The sequence below is a fragment of the Streptomyces sp. NPDC030798 genome, from assembly GCF_055572275.1.
The window spans coordinates 19,203-35,742 of record NZ_JBVIDR010000016.1 but is presented as its reverse complement, the minus strand read 5'-3'; the positions used below and the strand labels follow the sequence as shown (position 1 = coordinate 35,742).

15 protein-coding genes are annotated in these 16,540 nt (G+C 72.8%); 10 read left to right on the top strand and 5 right to left on the bottom strand.

Annotated features, from left to right (window positions below; translation table 11 throughout):
• The first annotated feature begins 46 nt into the window (after nt 1-46).
• Together ACZ404_RS30665 and ACZ404_RS30660 are read left to right on the top strand one after the other, a co-directional pair.
• A complete protein-coding gene (locus ACZ404_RS30665) occupies nt 47-1,015 on the top strand; it encodes a TauD/TfdA family dioxygenase (RefSeq protein WP_468445491.1) in 969 nt (322 codons plus the stop codon).
• Entirely contained in the window at nt 1,008-1,529 is a 522-nt protein-coding gene (locus tag ACZ404_RS30660) for a GNAT family N-acetyltransferase (RefSeq protein WP_468445489.1), read from the top strand. The genes ACZ404_RS30665 and ACZ404_RS30660 overlap by 8 nt, the downstream gene beginning before the upstream one ends.
• On the opposite strand, the gene ACZ404_RS30655 is transcribed toward ACZ404_RS30660, so the two are convergent.
• The 3 genes from ACZ404_RS30655 to ACZ404_RS30645 all read right to left on the bottom strand — a co-directional run bounded on the left by ACZ404_RS30655 (nt 1,514) and on the right by ACZ404_RS30645 (nt 5,930).
• Nucleotides 1,514-3,982 carry a sensor histidine kinase gene (locus ACZ404_RS30655; RefSeq protein ID WP_468445487.1) on the bottom strand — a complete coding sequence of 823 codons (2,469 nt, stop codon included), beginning with the start codon at nt 3,980-3,982 and terminating at the stop codon, nt 1,514-1,516. The genes ACZ404_RS30660 and ACZ404_RS30655 overlap by 16 nt on opposite strands.
• Nucleotides 3,983-4,096: 114 nt before the next feature.
• Nucleotides 4,097-5,641, bottom strand: coding sequence for a SagB/ThcOx family dehydrogenase (locus ACZ404_RS30650; protein WP_468445485.1), 1,545 nt, complete (start codon nt 5,639-5,641; stop codon nt 4,097-4,099).
• A gap of 112 nt (nt 5,642-5,753) precedes the next feature.
• A complete protein-coding gene (locus ACZ404_RS30645) occupies nt 5,754-5,930 on the bottom strand; it encodes a hypothetical protein (RefSeq protein WP_468445483.1) in 177 nt (58 codons plus the stop codon).
• Between the two features lie 212 nt (nt 5,931-6,142).
• Between ACZ404_RS30645 and ACZ404_RS30640 the strand changes: the two genes are divergently transcribed.
• Nucleotides 6,143-6,973, top strand: coding sequence for an AfsR/SARP family transcriptional regulator (locus ACZ404_RS30640; protein ID WP_468445481.1), 831 nt, complete (start codon nt 6,143-6,145; stop codon nt 6,971-6,973).
• 65 nt (nt 6,974-7,038) lie between these two features.
• On the opposite strand, the gene ACZ404_RS30635 is transcribed toward ACZ404_RS30640, so the two are convergent.
• Nucleotides 7,039-7,398, bottom strand: a complete 360-nt coding sequence (locus tag ACZ404_RS30635; protein WP_468445479.1) for a DoxX family protein — start codon at nt 7,396-7,398, stop codon at nt 7,039-7,041.
• A gap of 135 nt (nt 7,399-7,533) precedes the next feature.
• On the opposite strand from ACZ404_RS30635, the gene ACZ404_RS30630 reads away from it, so the two are divergent.
• Complete coding sequence (locus ACZ404_RS30630; RefSeq protein WP_468445477.1) at nt 7,534-8,139, top strand: response regulator transcription factor; 606 nt, start codon at nt 7,534-7,536, stop codon at nt 8,137-8,139.
• A gap of 37 nt (nt 8,140-8,176) precedes the next feature.
• Here ACZ404_RS30630 and ACZ404_RS30625 read toward each other — a convergent pair whose 3' ends face one another.
• Complete coding sequence (locus tag ACZ404_RS30625) at nt 8,177-8,461, bottom strand: DUF6059 family protein (protein ID WP_468445475.1); 285 nt, start codon at nt 8,459-8,461, stop codon at nt 8,177-8,179.
• Nucleotides 8,462-8,717: 256 nt separating this feature from the next.
• Between ACZ404_RS30625 and ACZ404_RS30620 the strand changes: the two genes are divergently transcribed.
• The 6 genes from ACZ404_RS30620 (at nt 8,718) to ACZ404_RS30595 (ending at nt 16,483) form a co-directional block, all read left to right on the top strand.
• A complete protein-coding gene (locus tag ACZ404_RS30620) occupies nt 8,718-11,030 on the top strand; it encodes a TOMM precursor leader peptide-binding protein (RefSeq protein WP_468445473.1) in 2,313 nt (770 codons plus the stop codon).
• A gap of 94 nt (nt 11,031-11,124) precedes the next feature.
• Complete coding sequence (locus ACZ404_RS30615) at nt 11,125-12,375, top strand: FAD-dependent monooxygenase (protein ID WP_468445471.1); 1,251 nt, start codon at nt 11,125-11,127, stop codon at nt 12,373-12,375.
• A 162-nt stretch (nt 12,376-12,537) separates the two neighbouring features.
• Nucleotides 12,538-13,605: a 3-oxoacyl-ACP synthase III family protein gene (locus ACZ404_RS30610; protein WP_468445469.1), complete on the top strand. Its 1,068-nt coding sequence runs from the start codon at nt 12,538-12,540 to the stop codon at nt 13,603-13,605.
• Nucleotides 13,595-15,490 (top strand): HAD-IIIC family phosphatase, encoded by a 1,896-nt coding sequence (locus tag ACZ404_RS30605; protein ID WP_468445467.1) that lies wholly within the window; start codon nt 13,595-13,597, stop codon nt 15,488-15,490. Before ACZ404_RS30610 ends, ACZ404_RS30605 begins: the two co-directional genes overlap by 11 nt.
• A complete protein-coding gene (locus tag ACZ404_RS30600; protein ID WP_468445465.1) occupies nt 15,480-15,725 on the top strand; it encodes an acyl carrier protein in 246 nt (81 codons plus the stop codon). Before ACZ404_RS30605 ends, ACZ404_RS30600 begins: the two co-directional genes overlap by 11 nt.
• Complete coding sequence (locus tag ACZ404_RS30595) at nt 15,722-16,483, top strand: 2-oxo acid dehydrogenase subunit E2 (RefSeq protein WP_468445463.1); 762 nt, start codon at nt 15,722-15,724, stop codon at nt 16,481-16,483. The genes ACZ404_RS30600 and ACZ404_RS30595 overlap by 4 nt, the downstream gene beginning before the upstream one ends.
• Nucleotides 16,484-16,540 lie beyond the last annotated feature (57 nt).

Genomic DNA, 16,540 nt, shown 5'->3' with positions numbered 1-16,540 from the left:
CCCGGCACCCCACCACACCCACGACTGTCGAAAGGGTCAGACGACCATGCTCGTATCCGAACTGCCCGGCCAGACGCTGCCGGTGGTCATCGAGGGCGACGGCGACGGCCTGCCGGTCCACGAGGTGATCACGGCCGAGCGTGCCAAGATCCGGGAGCTGCTCACCACGCACGGGGCGGTGCTCTTCCGCGGGATCGGCGAAGGGGGCGTGGAGGCCCTGGACGCCGCGGTGCGCGCGCTGTCCGGGGAACCGCTGCACTACACCGAGCGTTCCTCGCCGCGCACCACCATCAAGGGCCGGGTCTACACCTCCACCGAGTACCCGGCGAACGAGGAGATCTTCCTGCACAACGAGTGCTCCTACCAGCTGAGCTGGCCGAACCTGGTGTACTTCACCTGCCTCGCCGAGCCCACCAGCCAGGGCGCGACCCCGCTGGCGGACGTCCGGCAGGTGTATCGGGCCATCGACCCGGAGGTGCGCGAGGAGTTCCGCCGGCGCGGCTGGATGTACGTGCGCAACTTCGGTGACGAGGAGGTGGGCGGCACCTGGCAGTACTTCTACGACACCGAGGACCGCGCCGAGGTGGAGCGGTACTGCGCCTCGCAGGGCATCGACGTGGAGTGGGTGGGCGAGAACGGGCTGCGGACGCGCGCGGTGCGCAAGGCGATCCACACGCACCCGGTGACCGGCGAGGAGGTGTGGTTCAACCACGCCACGTTCTTCCACGTGACGACGCTGCCCGCCGAGTACCGCGACGGGCTGCTGGACATGTACGCGGAGGAGGACCTGCCCAGCACGACGTACTACGGCGACGGCGGCCGCATCCCGGAGGACGTGCTGGACCATCTGCGCGCGGCCTACCGGTCGGCGTCCACCCGTTTCGACTGGCAGCGGGGCGACCTGCTGGTGCTGGACAACATGCTGGCCGCGCACGGGCGTGAGCCGTTCACCGGGCCGCGGAAGATAGCGATCTCCATGGCCGAGGCCTCGAACGGGACGCCGGCCGATGCCTGAGACCGGCACGGCCCTCGCGGGCGGCGCGGCGGGGCTGCTGACCGTACGGCTCACCGGTCCCGCCGACCTGGAGGTGGCGGCCCGCTACGAGTCGCACCCCTCGGCGGCGGGCTGGCTCGGGGTGAAGGGGCTCGCCTGGCACCGCCGGGCGCTGGCCGACCCGGACCAGGAGCATCTGCTGGCCGAGGTGGACGGCGAGAGCGCCGGGTTCGTCGTTCTGGCCGGGCTGCGCGACGGGCGGGGTGTGGTGGAGCTGCGCCGGATCGTGATGGGCGACGCCTTCCAGGGCCGCGGGCTCGGCCGGCAGCTGTTCCGGGCGGCGGTGGCGCGGGCGCACGGGCGGCACGGGGCCCGGCGGGTGTGGCTGGACGTCAAGCCCGGCAACGCGCGGGCCCGGGCGCTGTACACCTCGGAGGGGTTCACGGAGAACGGGATGATCGCGGGTCCGCCGGAGGATCCGGAGGACCTGATCCTGATGGTGCACGACGCGCCGGGGGCTCAGGAGACCACGTAGAGCCATTCCTCGGCACCCGGTTCGAGGTCCTCGCGGTCCGGCGGCACCGCGGGGGCCTCGGCGCGCAGGCGGAAGCGTCCGTCGTCACCGAGCCCGGCCGTCAGCGCTCCCCCGACCTGCTCCAGACGCGCGGTCAGATTCCCGAGCCCGCTGCCGCCCGCCTCGCCCGGCGGGCGTTCCGGTACGGCGATCACCCCGTCGTTGACCACCTCCAGGCACACCACACCCTGCTCCTCACTCACCCCCACCCGGCACCACTGCGCCCGCGAATGCCGCAGCACATTGGTCACCGCCTCGCGCAGCACCGTCGCCAAAACCGTGTCCAACCGGCCCGGCAACCCCGCCACCGACACCGCCATCTCCACCTCGATGTCCGCCGCCCCCAGCACCGACCGCGCCGAATCGGCCTCCGCCTCCAACGACATCTGCCGGAACCCCGACGCCACCAACCGCACATCCGCCAGCGCCTGACGCGAGATCGCCAGCATCTCCGCCACCTCCACCCGCGCCCGCTCCGGCGACCGGGGCAGCAACCGGTACATCAGCTCCGACTTCAACGTGATCGCCGACAGACTGAAACCCAGCAGATCATGCAGATCCCGCGCCACCCGCAACCGCTCCCGCATCACCGCCAACCGCGCCAACTCCACGCGGGAGGAGCGGACCTCGATGACGGAGGCGGACAGCCTGCTCATGCCGTAGACCACCATGCCGGTCAAGACGGTCGTCGCCACGGTGTAGACGCTGTCGACGCCACCGAGGCCCTGCATCCGGGTGAGCGGCACCATGCTGAGCACGACCGCACCGCACAGCGTCCAGCCCAGCCGTCCTTCGACGAGCAGCAGCAGGCAGCCGGCCAGGAAGCCGGCGACGGCGTCCCAGGCCCAGCCGAACCAGAACAGCGGGAGATAGGTGAGGAGGGCCTGGACGCCGAGGGTGACGACGAGGACCGAACGGCGCCGGCTGCGGGCGCGGACGGAGGAGTGGAAGAGCTGCAGGGCGAGGACGACGACGGCCAGGGCGCCCAGCGCGGCGGCGTTGGCGCCGGAGGCGAGGACGTTGAGCATCGTCATCAGCAAAAAGCCGCAGAACACGACCTGGGTGACGGACCAGGCGAGCCGGGGTGCGGAGGCGTCGGAGATGGCGTGCTCGGGAGTGTGGGGCGGCAGGTCCGGGCCGGGTACGGCGGCGGGGCCGGTGCGCGCGGGGCGGACGGTGTCGCCGGCCTCCCGCTCGGCGTCGGACAGGGGCACATCGGCGCGCAGGCGGAAGCGTCCGTCGTCACCGAGCCCGGCCGTCAGCGCTCCCCCGACCTGCTCCAGGCGCGCGGTCAGATTCCCGAGCCCGCTGCCGCCCGCACCTCTGCGCGGCTCCGGCACGGCCGTCCCGGCGTCCTCGTCCACGGCCGTCTCCGCCGGCGGACGCCCGGGAACGGCTGCCATCCCGCGGTTGAGCACGCCCGCCTCGCCCGGCGGGCCTTCCGCTGCGGCGATCACCCCGTCGTTGACCACCTCCAGGCACACCACACCCTGCTCCTCACTCACCCCCACCCGGCACCACTGCGCCCGCGAATGCCGCAGCACATTTGTCACCGCCTCGCGCAGCACCGTCGCCAAAACCGTGTCCAACCGGCCCGGCAACCCCGCCACCGACACCGCCATCTCCACCTCGATGTCCGCCGCCCCCAGCACCGACCGCGCCGAATCGGCCTCCGCCTCCAACGACATCTGCCGGAACCCCGACGCCACCAACCGCACATCCGCCAGCGCCTGACGCGAGATCGCCAGCATCTCCGCCACCTCCACCCGCGCCCGCTCCGGCGACCGGGGCAGCAACCGGTACATCAGCTCCGACTTCAACGTGATCGCCGACAGACTGAAACCCAGCAGATCATGCAGATCCCGCGCCACCCGCAACCGCTCCCGCATCACCGCCAACCGCGCCAACTCGCCCCGGGTGATCTGCACTTGGACCACGGAGGAGGACAGCCGGCTCATGCCGTAGACGATCAGGCCGGTCAGCAGGCCGGACAGGGCGAGGTAGCTGGTCACCAGGGCGCCGCCGCCGTCGAGCAGGGACAGCGGGACCAGGCCGGCGACGACCGTCCCGAACAGCAGCCACCCGGGCAGGCCGGGCACGAGCAGCAGGACGGAGCCGGACAGGAAGGCGGTCATGCTGCCCCAGGGCCGGCCGAGCCAGAGCAGCGGGAGGTAGGTGGCGGCCGCCTGCACGGTGAGGGTGAACGCCCGGTAGGCGACCGGGCGTTCGTGCGCATCGGGGGCGAGGTGCAGCAGATGCAGGGCGAAGGCCGCGGCGACGCAGGGCAGGGAGGCCCAGAGTTCGGCGGCGCCGTGCTTCAACGACAGGATGTTGAGCACCGCGACGACGAGGAACCCGCAGAAGGCGACCAGTGCGATGAACCGGGCCATCCGGGGTGCCGTGAGTCTGGGCATCGAGCCTCCGTCAAGGGGGGCGGCCGGATCCCCACAGGATCAGACCAATCAGCAAGACCGACTCGATAGTATGTCCGACCTCGCCGTGACGGTGGCGAAAACCGCTCAATCCGACTACTGGCCGTGACGACCGGCGCGGACGGGCCAGTCCGCGTCGTTCACCGCTGCCCAACTGCCGTCGGCGCGGCTGTCGGTACGGTCCGTTCCGGGGCCGATGGCCATCTCCCCGACGCTGGACTCCACGCGCCAGTCCAGCTCGAAGGCGCGGGCAGCGGCGTCGACGTCCCCGGAGGCGATGGCGCAGGCGTCCAGCCCCATGGCCGTACTGACCAGGTACAGCGTCTGCATCACCACGCCCACGTGCTTGAGCGTCAACGCGTAGCCCAGGCCGTTGTATTCGGCCAGTATCCGGCCGAAGCGGGCGGTCATGGTGATGAGCAGCGGCGGCAGCTCGGCGGCGTCCACCGCCACCCGGCCGCACTCCAGCAGTTCGCGGGCCGGTTCGGTGCGGATGACCTCCAGGCGGTGGCCGAGCGGGTCGTAGCGGTAGACGCCGCTGGGGATGCCGGTGCACGCGGTGACGGTGAGGTAGAACTCCAGCTCGTGGGCGGCAGCGGCGCTCGGATAGGGGCGGTCGGTGCGCACCCAGGCGGCCTCGGCGCGGTCGTCCGGCGGCGGGGCCGTCAGGGCGCGGATGCGCAGGCAGCGGTAGAGGAGTTCGCCGAGCTGGCGCGCGGTCAGCGGGACCGGGCGGAAGGAGCGGGCGGAGCGGCGTGCCTCCATCGCCACGGTCAACGGAGGGTCGGCGGCCAGGAGTTCGTCCCAGTCCGGCCGGTACAGCTCGATGGTGGGGGCGTGTTCGACGGGTTTGACCGCGGGTTCGGACAGCGGTTCGCCGTCGGGGGTGGTGGCCGCGCCGACCGGGTCGTCGTGCCGGCCGAGCCTGCTGCGGCTGTGGAACATCAGGCCGTACGCCGTCCAGCCGGCCAGGGCGGGGTCGCGGTCCTCGGCGAACTCGGCGGGGAAGGTGTCCGCGCCGCCGACCGACCGCACCACCATGCCGGCCGACATCAGGTAGGACAGCGCCTGAACCGCCACCTCCGGGGTGTGCCCGGAGGCGCGTGCCGCGTCCTTGGGAGTGGCGGGCTGGGCGAGGGCCGAGATCAGCGGCAGCGCCTCGGCGCGGTGCAGCACCACGCGGTACAGCGAGAGCGGCGACTCGATGACGAACTCCCGGCCGTCGCTGCGCAGCACGGCGAACCGGGACAGCTTCAGCAGGCAGTCCCCGGGGACGGGCACGAACGCGAAGTGGGCGTCCGGTGCCAGCGGGACGGCGGACAGCAGCGGCTGGCCGCCGTCCAGGCCCAGGGAGCGTACGACCAGCGGCTGCAGGGCGCCGAGGGCCCGGATCAGCGCGGCGAGCCGGGCCAGGGCGCCGCGGCCGGGGCCGAGGGCGTTCTCCAGGTGCACCGGCCCGTACGTCATCCGGTGCAGTACCTCGCGCATCACGGGATCGGGACGCTCCAGGACCGTCCGGCCCCAGCGGCTGTGCAGCACGAGCCGTTCGTCCGAGGCGGTCTCCTCGACCGTCACGTCCTCGCGCAGCGACCAGAGATGGGCGGGCACGGGTGGTGTGTCGAACTCACCGGCGGACCACATTCGGGGGCTCCTGCGGGTCGGGGGGAACGAGGACCGCCGGGCGTCGGAAACAGCACGCCCGGCGGTCGGTGGGGGGAGGGACTTGCGTATCGGCCCTGTGGGGTGGGGCCGCTCAGATGGTGTCCGAGAAGCAGAACGTCAGCAGGGCGACACCCGTGTCGCTGAGGTGATCCAGGTGCTCGACGACGAGGCCGGCGCTGTCGGTCCGGGCGCGGGAGCCGGTCCACGGCAGGTGCGCGTCGGCGTCGGCGTCGCTGACCACGGCGTCGGAGAAGTCCTTGACAAGCATGTCTCCACCTTCTGGGCGCTGGTACGTTCGGAGACTCCAGGATTCGGCGCCGCGGCCCCGTCGGGGTAGTGAAATCTTCACGTGCTCCGCATGGATTCTTAACGGGCGCACTCGTGACGGGATAACTGGGCCGCGAGCCCCTCTCCCCGCAGACTCGAGCGGTATTCGGGCCATCACTGCGACACGGCCCCTGGCGTCTTGGAGGAGTGGGTATGGAGATCAAGCTCCTGGGTCAGCTCACGGCCCGTTACGACCACCGGTCCATCGTGCCGAGCGCGGCCAAGCCGCGCCAGGTGCTCTCCCTGCTGGCGCTGAACGCCGGCCGGGTGGTGACCGTGCCGACCCTGCTGGAGGAGCTGTGGGGCGACCATCCGCCGCGCAGCGCCCAGACGACCCTGCAGACCTATGTGCTGCAGCTGCGCCGGCTGATCGGGCGCGCCCTCGGCGACGGCTCCGGCCGGGCCGCGAAGGACGTGCTGGCGACCCGGCACGGCGGCTACTCGCTGGTGGTGCCGCCGGAGACCGTCGACGTGCACGCCTTCCACCGGCTGGCGCGCTCCGGCCGTACGGCGTACGAGCTGGGTGACGACCGGGAGGCCGCCGCGCTGCTCGGTGACGCGCTCGACCTGTGGCTCGGCGAGGCGCTGCTGGACGTGCCGCACGGGCGGGTGCTGGAGCTGGAGATCGCCTCGCTGGAGCAGTCGCGGATGGCGGTGCTGGAGCAGCGCATCGAGGCCGACCTGCGGCTCGGGCGCCACGCGGAGCTGCTCAGCGAGCTGTTCACGCTGGTGGCGCGCCATCCGATGCACGAGAACCTGTACGGCCTGCTGATGGTCGCCCTGTACCGCGCGGGCCACACCGCGCGGGCGCTGGAGGCGTTCCAGCAGCTGCGCGGGGTGCTGATCGCGGACCTGGGTCTGGAGCCGTCGCCGCGGGTGCAGCGCATCCACCGGGCGATCCTGTCCGGCGACCCGTCGCTGGACTCCCCCGTGCCCGCGTCGTTCGGCGGACTGGACCTGCTGGTGCCGGCGCGCTCGGCCTGACCCCACCGGTGTGGCGCCCGGGTCCGGCCCCCGCGGGGTCCGGTTCCCGAGCGCCGGCACCGCGGTCAGCCGGCCGCGCGGGTAATCAGCAGCAGCAGGGCCGAGACGAAGAAAAGAATGCCCGTGTTCAACAGCATTCCCCGGTTTCCGCGGCGGAGCTGAATGCCGAGCATGATGCCGGTGAACACGGTGAAAAACGCGCCGGCGAGCACGGCCCAGGCCGGCTCCCAGAATCCGGCGACCGTTCCGGCCACGCCGAGCACGTCGAGCACGCCGAGCGTCAGCGTCAGTGACCTGCCGGGCCGGTGTCCGGTGACGGCGGCGAACTGGACGAGCTGGGCCTCCATGTGTGTGAGCATCCCGAGGGCCTGGAGCGAGAACTCGAGGATCACCAGGGCGGACGCGATCGCTGCTACGACATTCATGCTGAACTCCGTTCATTTGTGGGGGGTTTGACGCCCGAAAGGGGCGTGTCTCACAGGTCGTGGACGACGCGCCGGGGTAAACTGGCATCTCAGCCGGATCGCAGGGGGCGCGAATTCTTGCTCGGGGGGCCAAGAATGATCAAGATCGTGCTGGCCGAGGACATGCACATGATCCGCGGGGCACTGGTCGCCCTGCTCGCCTTCGAGCAGGACATCGAAGTCGCGGCCGAGGTGGACAACGGCGACGACATCCTGCCCTCGGTGCTCAGGCACCAACCGGACGTGGCCGTGCTCGACATCGACCTGCCGGGCATGGACGGCCTGACGGCCGCCGACGTGATCCACCAGAAGCTGCCGCGCTGCCGCACGCTGATCCTGACCAGCCTGGGCCGGCCGGGGAACCTGCGCCGGGCGCTGGACGCCCATGTGTCGGGCTTCATCGTCAAGGACGCCCCGCCGACCAAGCTCGCCGACGCCATCCGCCGGGTCGCGGCCGGCGAACGGGTGATCGACCGTCAACTGGCCTTCGCGGCCTGGGAGACCAAGACCAATCCGCTGACCCGGCGCGAGGCCGAGGTGCTGCGGATGACCGCGGAGGGCGCGCAGGCCTCGGAGATCGCCTCCCGGCTCTTCCTGTCGGTGGGCACGATCCGCAACTACCTGACGACGATCGTCACCAAGCTCGGCGCCCGCAACCGCGTCGACGCCATTCGCATCGCCCGCGACCAGGGCTGGTTCTGACCGCCCCGGGGCGGCCGCACGGCGCATGCCGCGCCCCTCAGCCGAGATCCCGGAGCTGGTGCTCCAGGGCCCGCTCGGTCTCGGTCAACGGCACGTCGTAGCAGAGGCGTTCGGGATGCCCGAGCGGCATGCCGCCCGGTGGCAGTGGCCGTGACAGCGGCAGCAGGAGCGGCCGGTGGCCCTCCGGTGCCGGGTTCACCGGCAGATCCCCCGTCACGGCGTCGACCGGCGGGGTGGGCACCCACAGGCTGCCGTAGGCCACCAGGGTCCGGTAGGTCGAGCGCAACACCCTGCGCATGAGTAGAGCGCCTGCGCGCACCATGGGTCCTCCTCGGCTCGTCGTGGGCGGCACGCCTCCGCATGGTTCCGGGACCCGCTCGCGTCCCGCTGTATCCGAACTTCAAGCCGTTCGCCCGGAAGGTTTCGCTCCGGTGCGCGGGCCGGGTTGTCAAGCGGATCCCCGGCCGTGTGTCAAGTGAAAGTTTCACGGAGGGGTGATGACTGCCGCACTGTCATGACCACCTCCGGAGAGAAAAAAATCGGGTCCGAACACCGGTTCATCCAAGGGGGGAGTGAACATGAGTGCAGGGGGAACGGGCCTCGACCGCAGAGAGGACGAGAACGACCTGCTCGGCTTCAAACTGCATCTGCAGGCGGCCGTCGTACCGGGGGAGGCGGCCTATCTGGTGTCGCAGGCGGGGGTGACCGCACTGCACGGGGCCCATGCCGAGGTGCTGGTGCCGCTGCTGGACGGCACCCGGACCGTGCGGTCCCTGATCGAGGCGGCGAGCCCGGTGCTGTCGGCCCAGGAGGTGCGCGCGTCGCTGCGCGTCCTGCAGCAGGCGCGGCTGCTGCGCCGGACGCCGGCCGGCCGGTGCCCGCAGGCGCCGTCCCCGGCCGCGCGTGCCGCGCAGGCCTACTGGGAGCTGGCGGGCCTCGACGGGGACGGGGCCGCCGGGCGCGTCGCCTCCTCGTCGGTGGCCGTCCTGGACCTCACGGGCGCGGACGCGGGACGCCTGGAGCGCGCCTGCCGGGACTCGGGGCTCACGGTCACCGGCGAGCAGGACGCGGATCTGCTGGTGGTGCTCGTCGACGACTACCTGGACCCGGCCCTGCGCAAGGTCAACGCCCGCCTGCTGGCGGAGGGCCGGCCCTGGCTGCTGGCCAAGCTGTCGGGCTGCATGCCGTGGGTGGGGCCGCTGTTCCGGCCGGGCCCGCAGAGTGCGTGCTGGTCGTGCCTGGCCGACCGGCTCGGCTGCCACCGCCGCAACGAGTCGCCGCTGCAGCTCGCCCTCGGCATCGACGGCCCGCTGCCCCGGCCCGAGGCCTCGCTGGCCGCCGGGTGCTCGCTGGCGATGCACACCGCCGTCCTGGAGTGCGCCAAGTGGCTGGCCGGGGTCCGCTACTCCCGGCAGGACGCGGTGCACACCTTCGACACGGTGGCGCTGCACGTGGACAGCCACCCGGTGACCAGGCGCCCGCAGTGCCCGGCGTGCGGCGACCCGGGACTGACCGCCGCCCGGGTGCGCGCCCCGTTCGTGCCCCGGTCGCGGCCCAAGGCCGTGCAGGACAGCAACAGCCACCGGGCGCTGACGCCCCAGCAGATGCTGCACCGCTACGGCCATCTGGTCGACCCGCTGACCGGGATCATCAAGGAGGTCCGCCGCGACCCGCGCAGCCCCGACTTCGTGCAGAGCTTCGTCTCCGGGCCCAACCTCGCCATGTCCGCGCACACCCTGGCCGGACTGCGGGCCGGGCTGCGGGCGCTGAGCGGCGGCAAGGGGACCACCGAGACCGAGGCGCGCGTCAGCGCCCTGTGCGAGGCGGCCGAGCGCTACAGCGGCACCCGGCAGGGCGACGAACCCGTCGTCCTCGACCACGCCCGCGGGCTCGGCGACTGCGCGGTGCTCCCCAACGACCTGCAGCTCTACCACGAGCGGCAGTTCCGCGACCGCGACCGCTGGAACGCCGCCGGGAGCCCCTTCACGCATGTGCCGCCGCGCTTCGACGAGAACCGGGTCGTCGAGTGGACGCCCACCTGGTCGCTGACCCACCAGCGCCCGCGGCTGGTGCCGACCTCGCTGCTGTACTACGCCCCGCACGCGGACGCCGGCGGCGCCCTGCGCGCCGACTCCAACGGCAACGGCGCGGGCAGCAGCCCGGAGGACGCGCTGGTGCAGGGGTTCCTGGAGGTCGTGGAGCGCGACGCGGTGGCCCTGTGGTGGTACAACCGCACCCGGCAGCCCGCCGTCGACCTGACCGCGTTCGCCGAGCCGGGCACCGAGCGCCTGATCGAGGGCTGCCGGCGGATCGGGCGCGAGGTGTGGGCCCTGGACCTCACCTCCGACTTCGGGATCCCGGTCGTGGCCGCGCTCTCCCGGCGCACCGACAAGCCCGCCGAGGACATCATCTTCGGCTTCGGCGCGCACTTCGATCCGCGGGTGGCGGTGCGCCGGGCGGTCACCGAGATGGCCCAGCTGCTCCCGGCGGTCTGCGCGGCGGGTCCGGACGGCGGCGGGTACGGCATCGACGCGCCGGAGCCGCTGCACTGGTGGAGCACCGCGACCGTCGCCCGCCAGGCCTACCTGCGCCCCGACGGGACCGTGCCGGCGCGGACGCCCGCCTCGTGGCCGTACCGGCCGCGCGCCGATCTGCGCGACGACGTGACCGCCGTGACCGACCTGGTGCGCGAGCGCGGCATGGAGCTGCTGGTGCTGGACCAGACCCGGCCTGACATCGAGCTGCCGGTGGTCAAGGTGATCGTCCCCGGGATGCGGCACTTCTGGGCCCGCTTCGCGCCCGGCCGGCTGTACGACGTGCCCGTGGCGCTGGGCCGGCTCGCGGAGCCGACGCCGTACGAACGGCTCAATCCCGTCCCCTTGTTCGTCTGAGCCGAGGCTTTAGCTCCGTACGAGGGGGCCTGCATAGCCTCAGCTCAAAGCCCTGATTCAGCACAGGTGTTCACTCTCGACCCGGGGAGCTGTCATGAGCATTCCAAGCCGCACCGATGTCCTGATCGTGGGAGGAGGTCCCGCCGGCGCCCTGCTCGGCTGTCTGCTCGCGCGGCGGGGCATCGAGGTGCTGGTCGTGGAGAAGCAGCGGCAACTCGACCGGGACTTCCGCGGGGAGACCCTCGCCGCACCGTCCGTGGTGACCCTGCGCAACCTGGGCTTCGGCCCCGCCCTGGAGGAGCACGGCTACCTTCAGACGCGGGCGGTCTCCATGCGCATGGAGGGCCGCCGGGTCCTGCACGTCGACTATGGCCGGTTCGGGATCGGGGTGCTGCCCATCGACATCCCGCAGCCGGCGCTGATCGGCATGTTCAACGAGGAGTCCGCCGGGCTGCCGGGCTACACCTACGCCTCCGGCACCACCTGCGCCGGCCTGGTGGAGGAGGACGGCGTCGTGCGCGGCGCCGTCCTCAAGCGGGGCGGCGAGCGGATCACGGTCCGCGCCCGGCTGGTCGTCGGCGCGGACGGGCGGTTCTCCAAGGTGCGCAAGGAGGCCGGCATCCAGGCCCGGATCACGCCCATGGAGCGGGACTTCCTGTCCTTCAAGCTGCCCCGGCCCGCCGACTGGGGCACCACCGCCGAGCTGGTGGTCGACCGGGACAAGCACCTGGTCGTCCTGCCGACCTTCCCCGACTTCCTGCGGATCGGGCACAACCTGCCCAAGCGGGGCCTCGGGGACCTGCGCAAGGAGGGGTTCGAGGCCTTCCGCGACGGCATCGCGGCCATCGACCCGCGCCTCGCGCCGCTGCTCGCCGAGCACCTGCGCTCCTGGGACGACACCAGCTTCCTGGAGATCTTCACGGCCGAGGTGGACGACTGGGCCCGCGACGGGCTGATCCTGATCGGCGACGCCTCGCACACCTGCACCCCGATCCTGGGCCAGGGCGTCAACCTCGCCATCCAGGACACCGTGTGCCTCGCCCCGGTCATCGCCCGCGCCCTGCGCCGCACCGGCGCCGAGAAGGCCGTACCGGCCGCGGAGTTCGGCGAGTTCGTGGCCACCCGCCGCACCCACAAGAACCGGGTCACCCGCTTCCAGCGCATGCAGGAGGCGGCGCTCGCGCAGCACACCCCGCTGGGCACCCTGCTGCGCCGCGCCCGGTTCCGCACCATGGACCGGCTGCCGTTGAAGTACGCCGTGTTCGGCAAGGTCATCAACGCCCCGCACCCGATCGACCCCGTCGACCTGCGGGTGCCCGGCCAGGAGCCGCTGGCCGTCTCCTGACTCCCGGCCGTACGGCGGCCGGGGGCACACCCCGGCCGCCCGCCACCCGACCCCACCAAAGCGCCAATAGCACCTTAGTTCGGCTCAAGTAGGGGTTTCTACGGTCGTATCACCTGATCGCACAGCACCTTCCGAAAGCTTCCGAGCAAGGGATCCGACGTCGTGAAACTCACCGCCCTCAGCGAAGTCCTGCCGGGTGCACCGGTGACCAACCGGGACATGGCGGAGCGCTTCGGACTGCATGAGAAGTGGCTGGAGCGGATGACCGGCAACCGCAGCCGGTACTTCTGCGACCCGGCCTCCCCCGACGGCACACCCAAGAACACCGGGGACCTGGCGACCCTCGCCGGGGAGCGGGCCCTCGCGGCGGCCGGCGCCGACCCCTCCTCCCTCGACTTCATCGTCCTGACCACCGCTTCGCCGGACCTGCTGATGCCGGCCACGGTCAACACCGTCGCCGACCGGCTCGGCGTCAACGACATCCCGACCTTCCAGCTCACCTCCGGCTGCGCCGGCGCCCTCACCGGCCTCTACACCGCCCGCGCCCTGCTCGCGAGCGGGCTGCGCCGGGGGCTGGTCATCGGGGCCGACACCGTCGTCAAGCTCTGGCCCGCCGAGCGCGACATCCAGGCGATCCGCCCCGCCGAACTGGCCAATTTCGCCCTCTTCGGCGACGGCGCCGGCGCCGCGCTGGTCGACGCCGACGACGACGGGCCGGGCTTCGTCGTCGAGCACATGGTCCTGCGCACCACCGGCAAGGGCCGCAAGCCCGCCCAGGTGGTGCGCTGGTACGGCGCCGACGGCGCGCCCCTGGTGCCGGGACCGGACGGCACCGAGGTGCGCGAGCCCATGAGCGACGAGGACTACAAGGCCATCGAGGAGCACGTGCCCGCCCTCGCGAGCACCGTCCTTCAGGAGCTGCTGGCGGCCACCCGGTGGCGCGTCGGCGAGGTGGAGCACATCCTGCCCCCGCAGCTCAACGGGGCCATGACGGAGAAGATCCGCGCGCACATGGGCGTGACGCCCGAGCAGGCCGTCTCCTGTGTCGCCGACACCGGCAACAACGGCAACGCGCTGCCCTTCATCCAGCTGCACCGCGCGGCCGAGCGGATCGCCGCCGGGACCGGCGCCGGCGGCCGGGTGCTGGTGACCACCATCGAGTCCTCCAAGTGGATCGTGTCCGGCCTGGCGCTGCGCCACCAGAGCGGGGAGAGCGCCGATGTCGCCTGACACCGACCCGCTGCGGGAGCTGCGCGCGCTCAGGCGCTCCGGTCTGGAGACGGCCGTACCGCGCGTGCGGGAACTGCTGCGGCAGGTGCCGGACGCGCTCGGCCTGGAGAGCGCCGGCACGCTGCTGTCCGGCGCGGCGGCGCACGGACAACTGGCCGCCTCCGGTGCGCTGGCGGCGCAGCGCGTCGCCGTGCTCGGCAGCTCGACGCTGGACGCGCTGCCGCCGCTGCTGACCGCCGTCATGGTCCGCGAGGGGCTGCTGCCCGAGATCCGGCTCGCCGGCTTCAACCAGTGGCGCTTCGAGATCCTCGCCGGCGCCCCGGCGCTGAAGGACCTCGAACCCCGCGTCGTGGCGCTGCTCCTGGACGACGTGGCCGTCTTCGAGGAGGTCGCCGACCCACTGGACCTGGCCGAGGTCGAGGAGCGCTGCGCCGCGTTCCCCGGCGTCGTCGCCGAGTGGGTGCGGGCCGGGCGGGAGGTGCTCGGCGGGCTCACCGTGCTGAGCACCGTGCCGCTGAGCCCGCTGCGCCGCGACCGCCTCGTGGACTACGCGGGCCGGGCCCGGCTGGAGGCCGCCTGGCACCGGATGAACGCCGGGCTCCTCGCGCTCGCCGGGGAGCTGGAGTCCACGGTGGTGCTGTCCCACGAGTCGCTCGCCGGGCGCGCCGGGTCCGTCTTCGGCGGCGGGCGGATGCGGCACATCGCCGCCCATGTGTACTCCCCCGAGTACCTGGCCGCGTACACCGAGGAGCTGGCCCGGGTGGCCCGGGCGGACCTGGGCCGCGCCGCCAAGTGCCTGGTGCTGGACCTGGACAACACGCTGTGGGGCGGGGTCGTGGGCGACGACGGGGTCGCCGGACTGCGGCTCGGCGGCGCCTACCCCGGCTCCGCGCACCGCGAACTGCAGGAGCTGGCCCGGGACTTCATGCGCCAGGGCGTGCTGCTCGCGGTCGCCTCGAAGAACGAGGAGGCGACGGCGCGGGAGGCGGTCGCCACCCATCCGGACATGGTGCTCGGGCCGGAGGCGTTCGTCGCCTTCCACGCCCACTGGGGTCCCAAGCCCGACTCCGTGCGGCAGCTGACCGCCGACCTCAACATCGGGGCCGACGCGCTGGTGTTCGTCGACGACAACCCGGTGGAGCGGGGCCTGATGCGCGAGGAGCTGCCCGCCGTCGCGACCGTGGAGCTGCCCCGGGACCCGGCCGAGTACGCCGCGCACCTCGCGGCCCGCGGCGACTTCACCGTGCTGCGGCTGACCGAGGAGGACCGCGACCGCACCGGCCTGTACCGGGCCCGGGCCGAGCGCACCCGGCTCTCGCAGACCTCGACCGACCTGGAGAGCTATCTCGCGGCTCTGGGGTCCCGGCTCACCGTCGAGCCGGCCGGCTCCCTCAACACCCCGCGGATCGTGCAGCTCTTCGGCAAGACCAACCAGTTCAACCTCACCGGCGTCCGCTACGGCGAGCCGGAGGTGGTCCGCCGGCTCGCCGACGGCAGCGGGGCCTTCTTCGGGGCCCGGCTGACCGACCGGTTCGGTGACAACGGGCTGATCGCCGCGCTGGCGCTGGCCGCCGAGGAGGACGGCGCCTGGCGCATCGAGAACTTCGTGCTGAGCTGTCGGGTCTTCTCCCGCCGGGTCGAGGAGGCCCTCGTCGGCCTGGTGCTGCGCGCCGCCCGCCGGGACGGGGCGCCCGCCGTCACCGCCCGGTTCACCCCCTCCGCGAAGAACACGGCGTTCGCCGGCTTCTACCCGGCCCTGGGCTTCACCCGGACCGGCGAGGAGTCCGGATCCACGCTCTACCGCCACTTTCTGACCGACCTGCCGGAACTGCCCCCGTCCCTGGGCGGCGCCGGCGAAGCCGAAGGAGTCTTCCATGTCCGCTGAGCCTGTGGTCGCCGAGGCGTTCGGGCAGCTGCTCGACCTGGACCCCGGCGAGCTGACCGGGAGCACCCGCCTGGAGGAGGCCGAGGGCTGGGACTCCGTCAACCAGATGCGGCTGCTCGTCCACCTCGAACGCCGGCTGGGCACCTCGCTCGACTACGACCGGTTCATGCAGGCCGTGACCTTCGGCGACCTGGTCGCGGTGGCCGCGGACGCGGCGGCGGACGTGGCGGCATGAGCGCGGCCACCGTGCAGGCGTTCCCGCGGGCCCGGCGCGGCACCCTCACCTTCCTGCACCACGCCCGCGAGACCTGCCACGTGTATCTGTGGGCCGACGTCGACGCCACCCGCATGGTGGCCGCGCGCACCGCGAGCGGCGGCAAGCTGTCCTACGTCGGCCTGCTGGTCAAGGAGGCCGCCCACGTCGTCGCCGACTGCCCGGAGGCCCGGGCGATGCTGCAGGGCGGGGCGCTGCGGCCCCGGCTGGCCGTGCCGGACGCCGTCGACGTCAAGGTCCTGTTCGACAAGACGGTCGACGGCCGGCGCTGTGTGGTCTCCGGGACCGTGCCGGACGCGGCCCGCCTGTCGGCCCTCGAGGTGCAGGAACGCATCACCGCCTACAAGGACGCGCCGGTGGACGCCACCGGCCCGTTCCGGCAGCTGCTGACCATGCAGCGCCTGCCGCTGCCGGTGGCCCGGCTCGCCTACCGGGCGGCGCTGCGCGACCCGGCCCGCCGGGCGGCGCTGCAGGGCGCGTTCTCCGTCACGTCCGTCGGCCAGGAGCAGGTGCGGGCCATCTTCCCGATGATCTCCGGAACGCTCGGGTTCGGCATCGGCCGGATCACCGACACCCCGGTGGCCGACGGCGGCGACGTCCGCGTGGCCCCGGTGTGCACCCTCTCGCTGGCCTTCGACCACCGAGTGATCGACGGGGCGCTCGCCGCGGAGGTGCTGGCCCGGGTGAAGGGCCGGCTCGAGGCCCTCGAGACCGCCTGAGCGCCCCCGCCGCCCCGCCGCCCCGTCGGCCGCGCCGTACCCGACGTACTTCCGACT

Bases quoted from the DNA above. Each gene is read 5' to 3' on its own strand.
- ACZ404_RS30625 (WP_468445475.1), bottom strand. From the start codon at position 8,461: ATGGTGCGCGCAGGCGCTCTACTCATGCGCAGGGTGTTGCGCTCGACC.
- ACZ404_RS30595 (WP_468445463.1), top strand. From the start codon at position 15,722: ATGAGCGCGGCCACCGTGCAGGCGTTCCCGCGGGCCCGGCGCGGCACC.
- ACZ404_RS30600 (WP_468445465.1), top strand. From the start codon at position 15,480: ATGTCCGCTGAGCCTGTGGTCGCCGAGGCGTTCGGGCAGCTGCTCGAC.
- ACZ404_RS30615 (WP_468445471.1), top strand. From the start codon at position 11,125: ATGAGCATTCCAAGCCGCACCGATGTCCTGATCGTGGGAGGAGGTCCC.
- ACZ404_RS30645 (WP_468445483.1), bottom strand. From the start codon at position 5,930: ATGCTTGTCAAGGACTTCTCCGACGCCGTGGTCAGCGACGCCGACGCC.
- ACZ404_RS30655 (WP_468445487.1), bottom strand. From the start codon at position 3,982: ATGCCCAGACTCACGGCACCCCGGATGGCCCGGTTCATCGCACTGGTC.
- ACZ404_RS30620 (WP_468445473.1), top strand. From the start codon at position 8,718: ATGAGTGCAGGGGGAACGGGCCTCGACCGCAGAGAGGACGAGAACGAC.
- ACZ404_RS30665 (WP_468445491.1), top strand. From the start codon at position 47: ATGCTCGTATCCGAACTGCCCGGCCAGACGCTGCCGGTGGTCATCGAG.
- ACZ404_RS30660 (WP_468445489.1), top strand. From the start codon at position 1,008: ATGCCTGAGACCGGCACGGCCCTCGCGGGCGGCGCGGCGGGGCTGCTG.
- ACZ404_RS30650 (WP_468445485.1), bottom strand. From the start codon at position 5,641: ATGTGGTCCGCCGGTGAGTTCGACACACCACCCGTGCCCGCCCATCTC.
- ACZ404_RS30640 (WP_468445481.1), top strand. From the start codon at position 6,143: ATGGAGATCAAGCTCCTGGGTCAGCTCACGGCCCGTTACGACCACCGG.
- ACZ404_RS30630 (WP_468445477.1), top strand. From the start codon at position 7,534: ATGATCAAGATCGTGCTGGCCGAGGACATGCACATGATCCGCGGGGCA.
- ACZ404_RS30635 (WP_468445479.1), bottom strand. From the start codon at position 7,398: ATGAATGTCGTAGCAGCGATCGCGTCCGCCCTGGTGATCCTCGAGTTC.
- ACZ404_RS30605 (WP_468445467.1), top strand. From the start codon at position 13,595: ATGTCGCCTGACACCGACCCGCTGCGGGAGCTGCGCGCGCTCAGGCGC.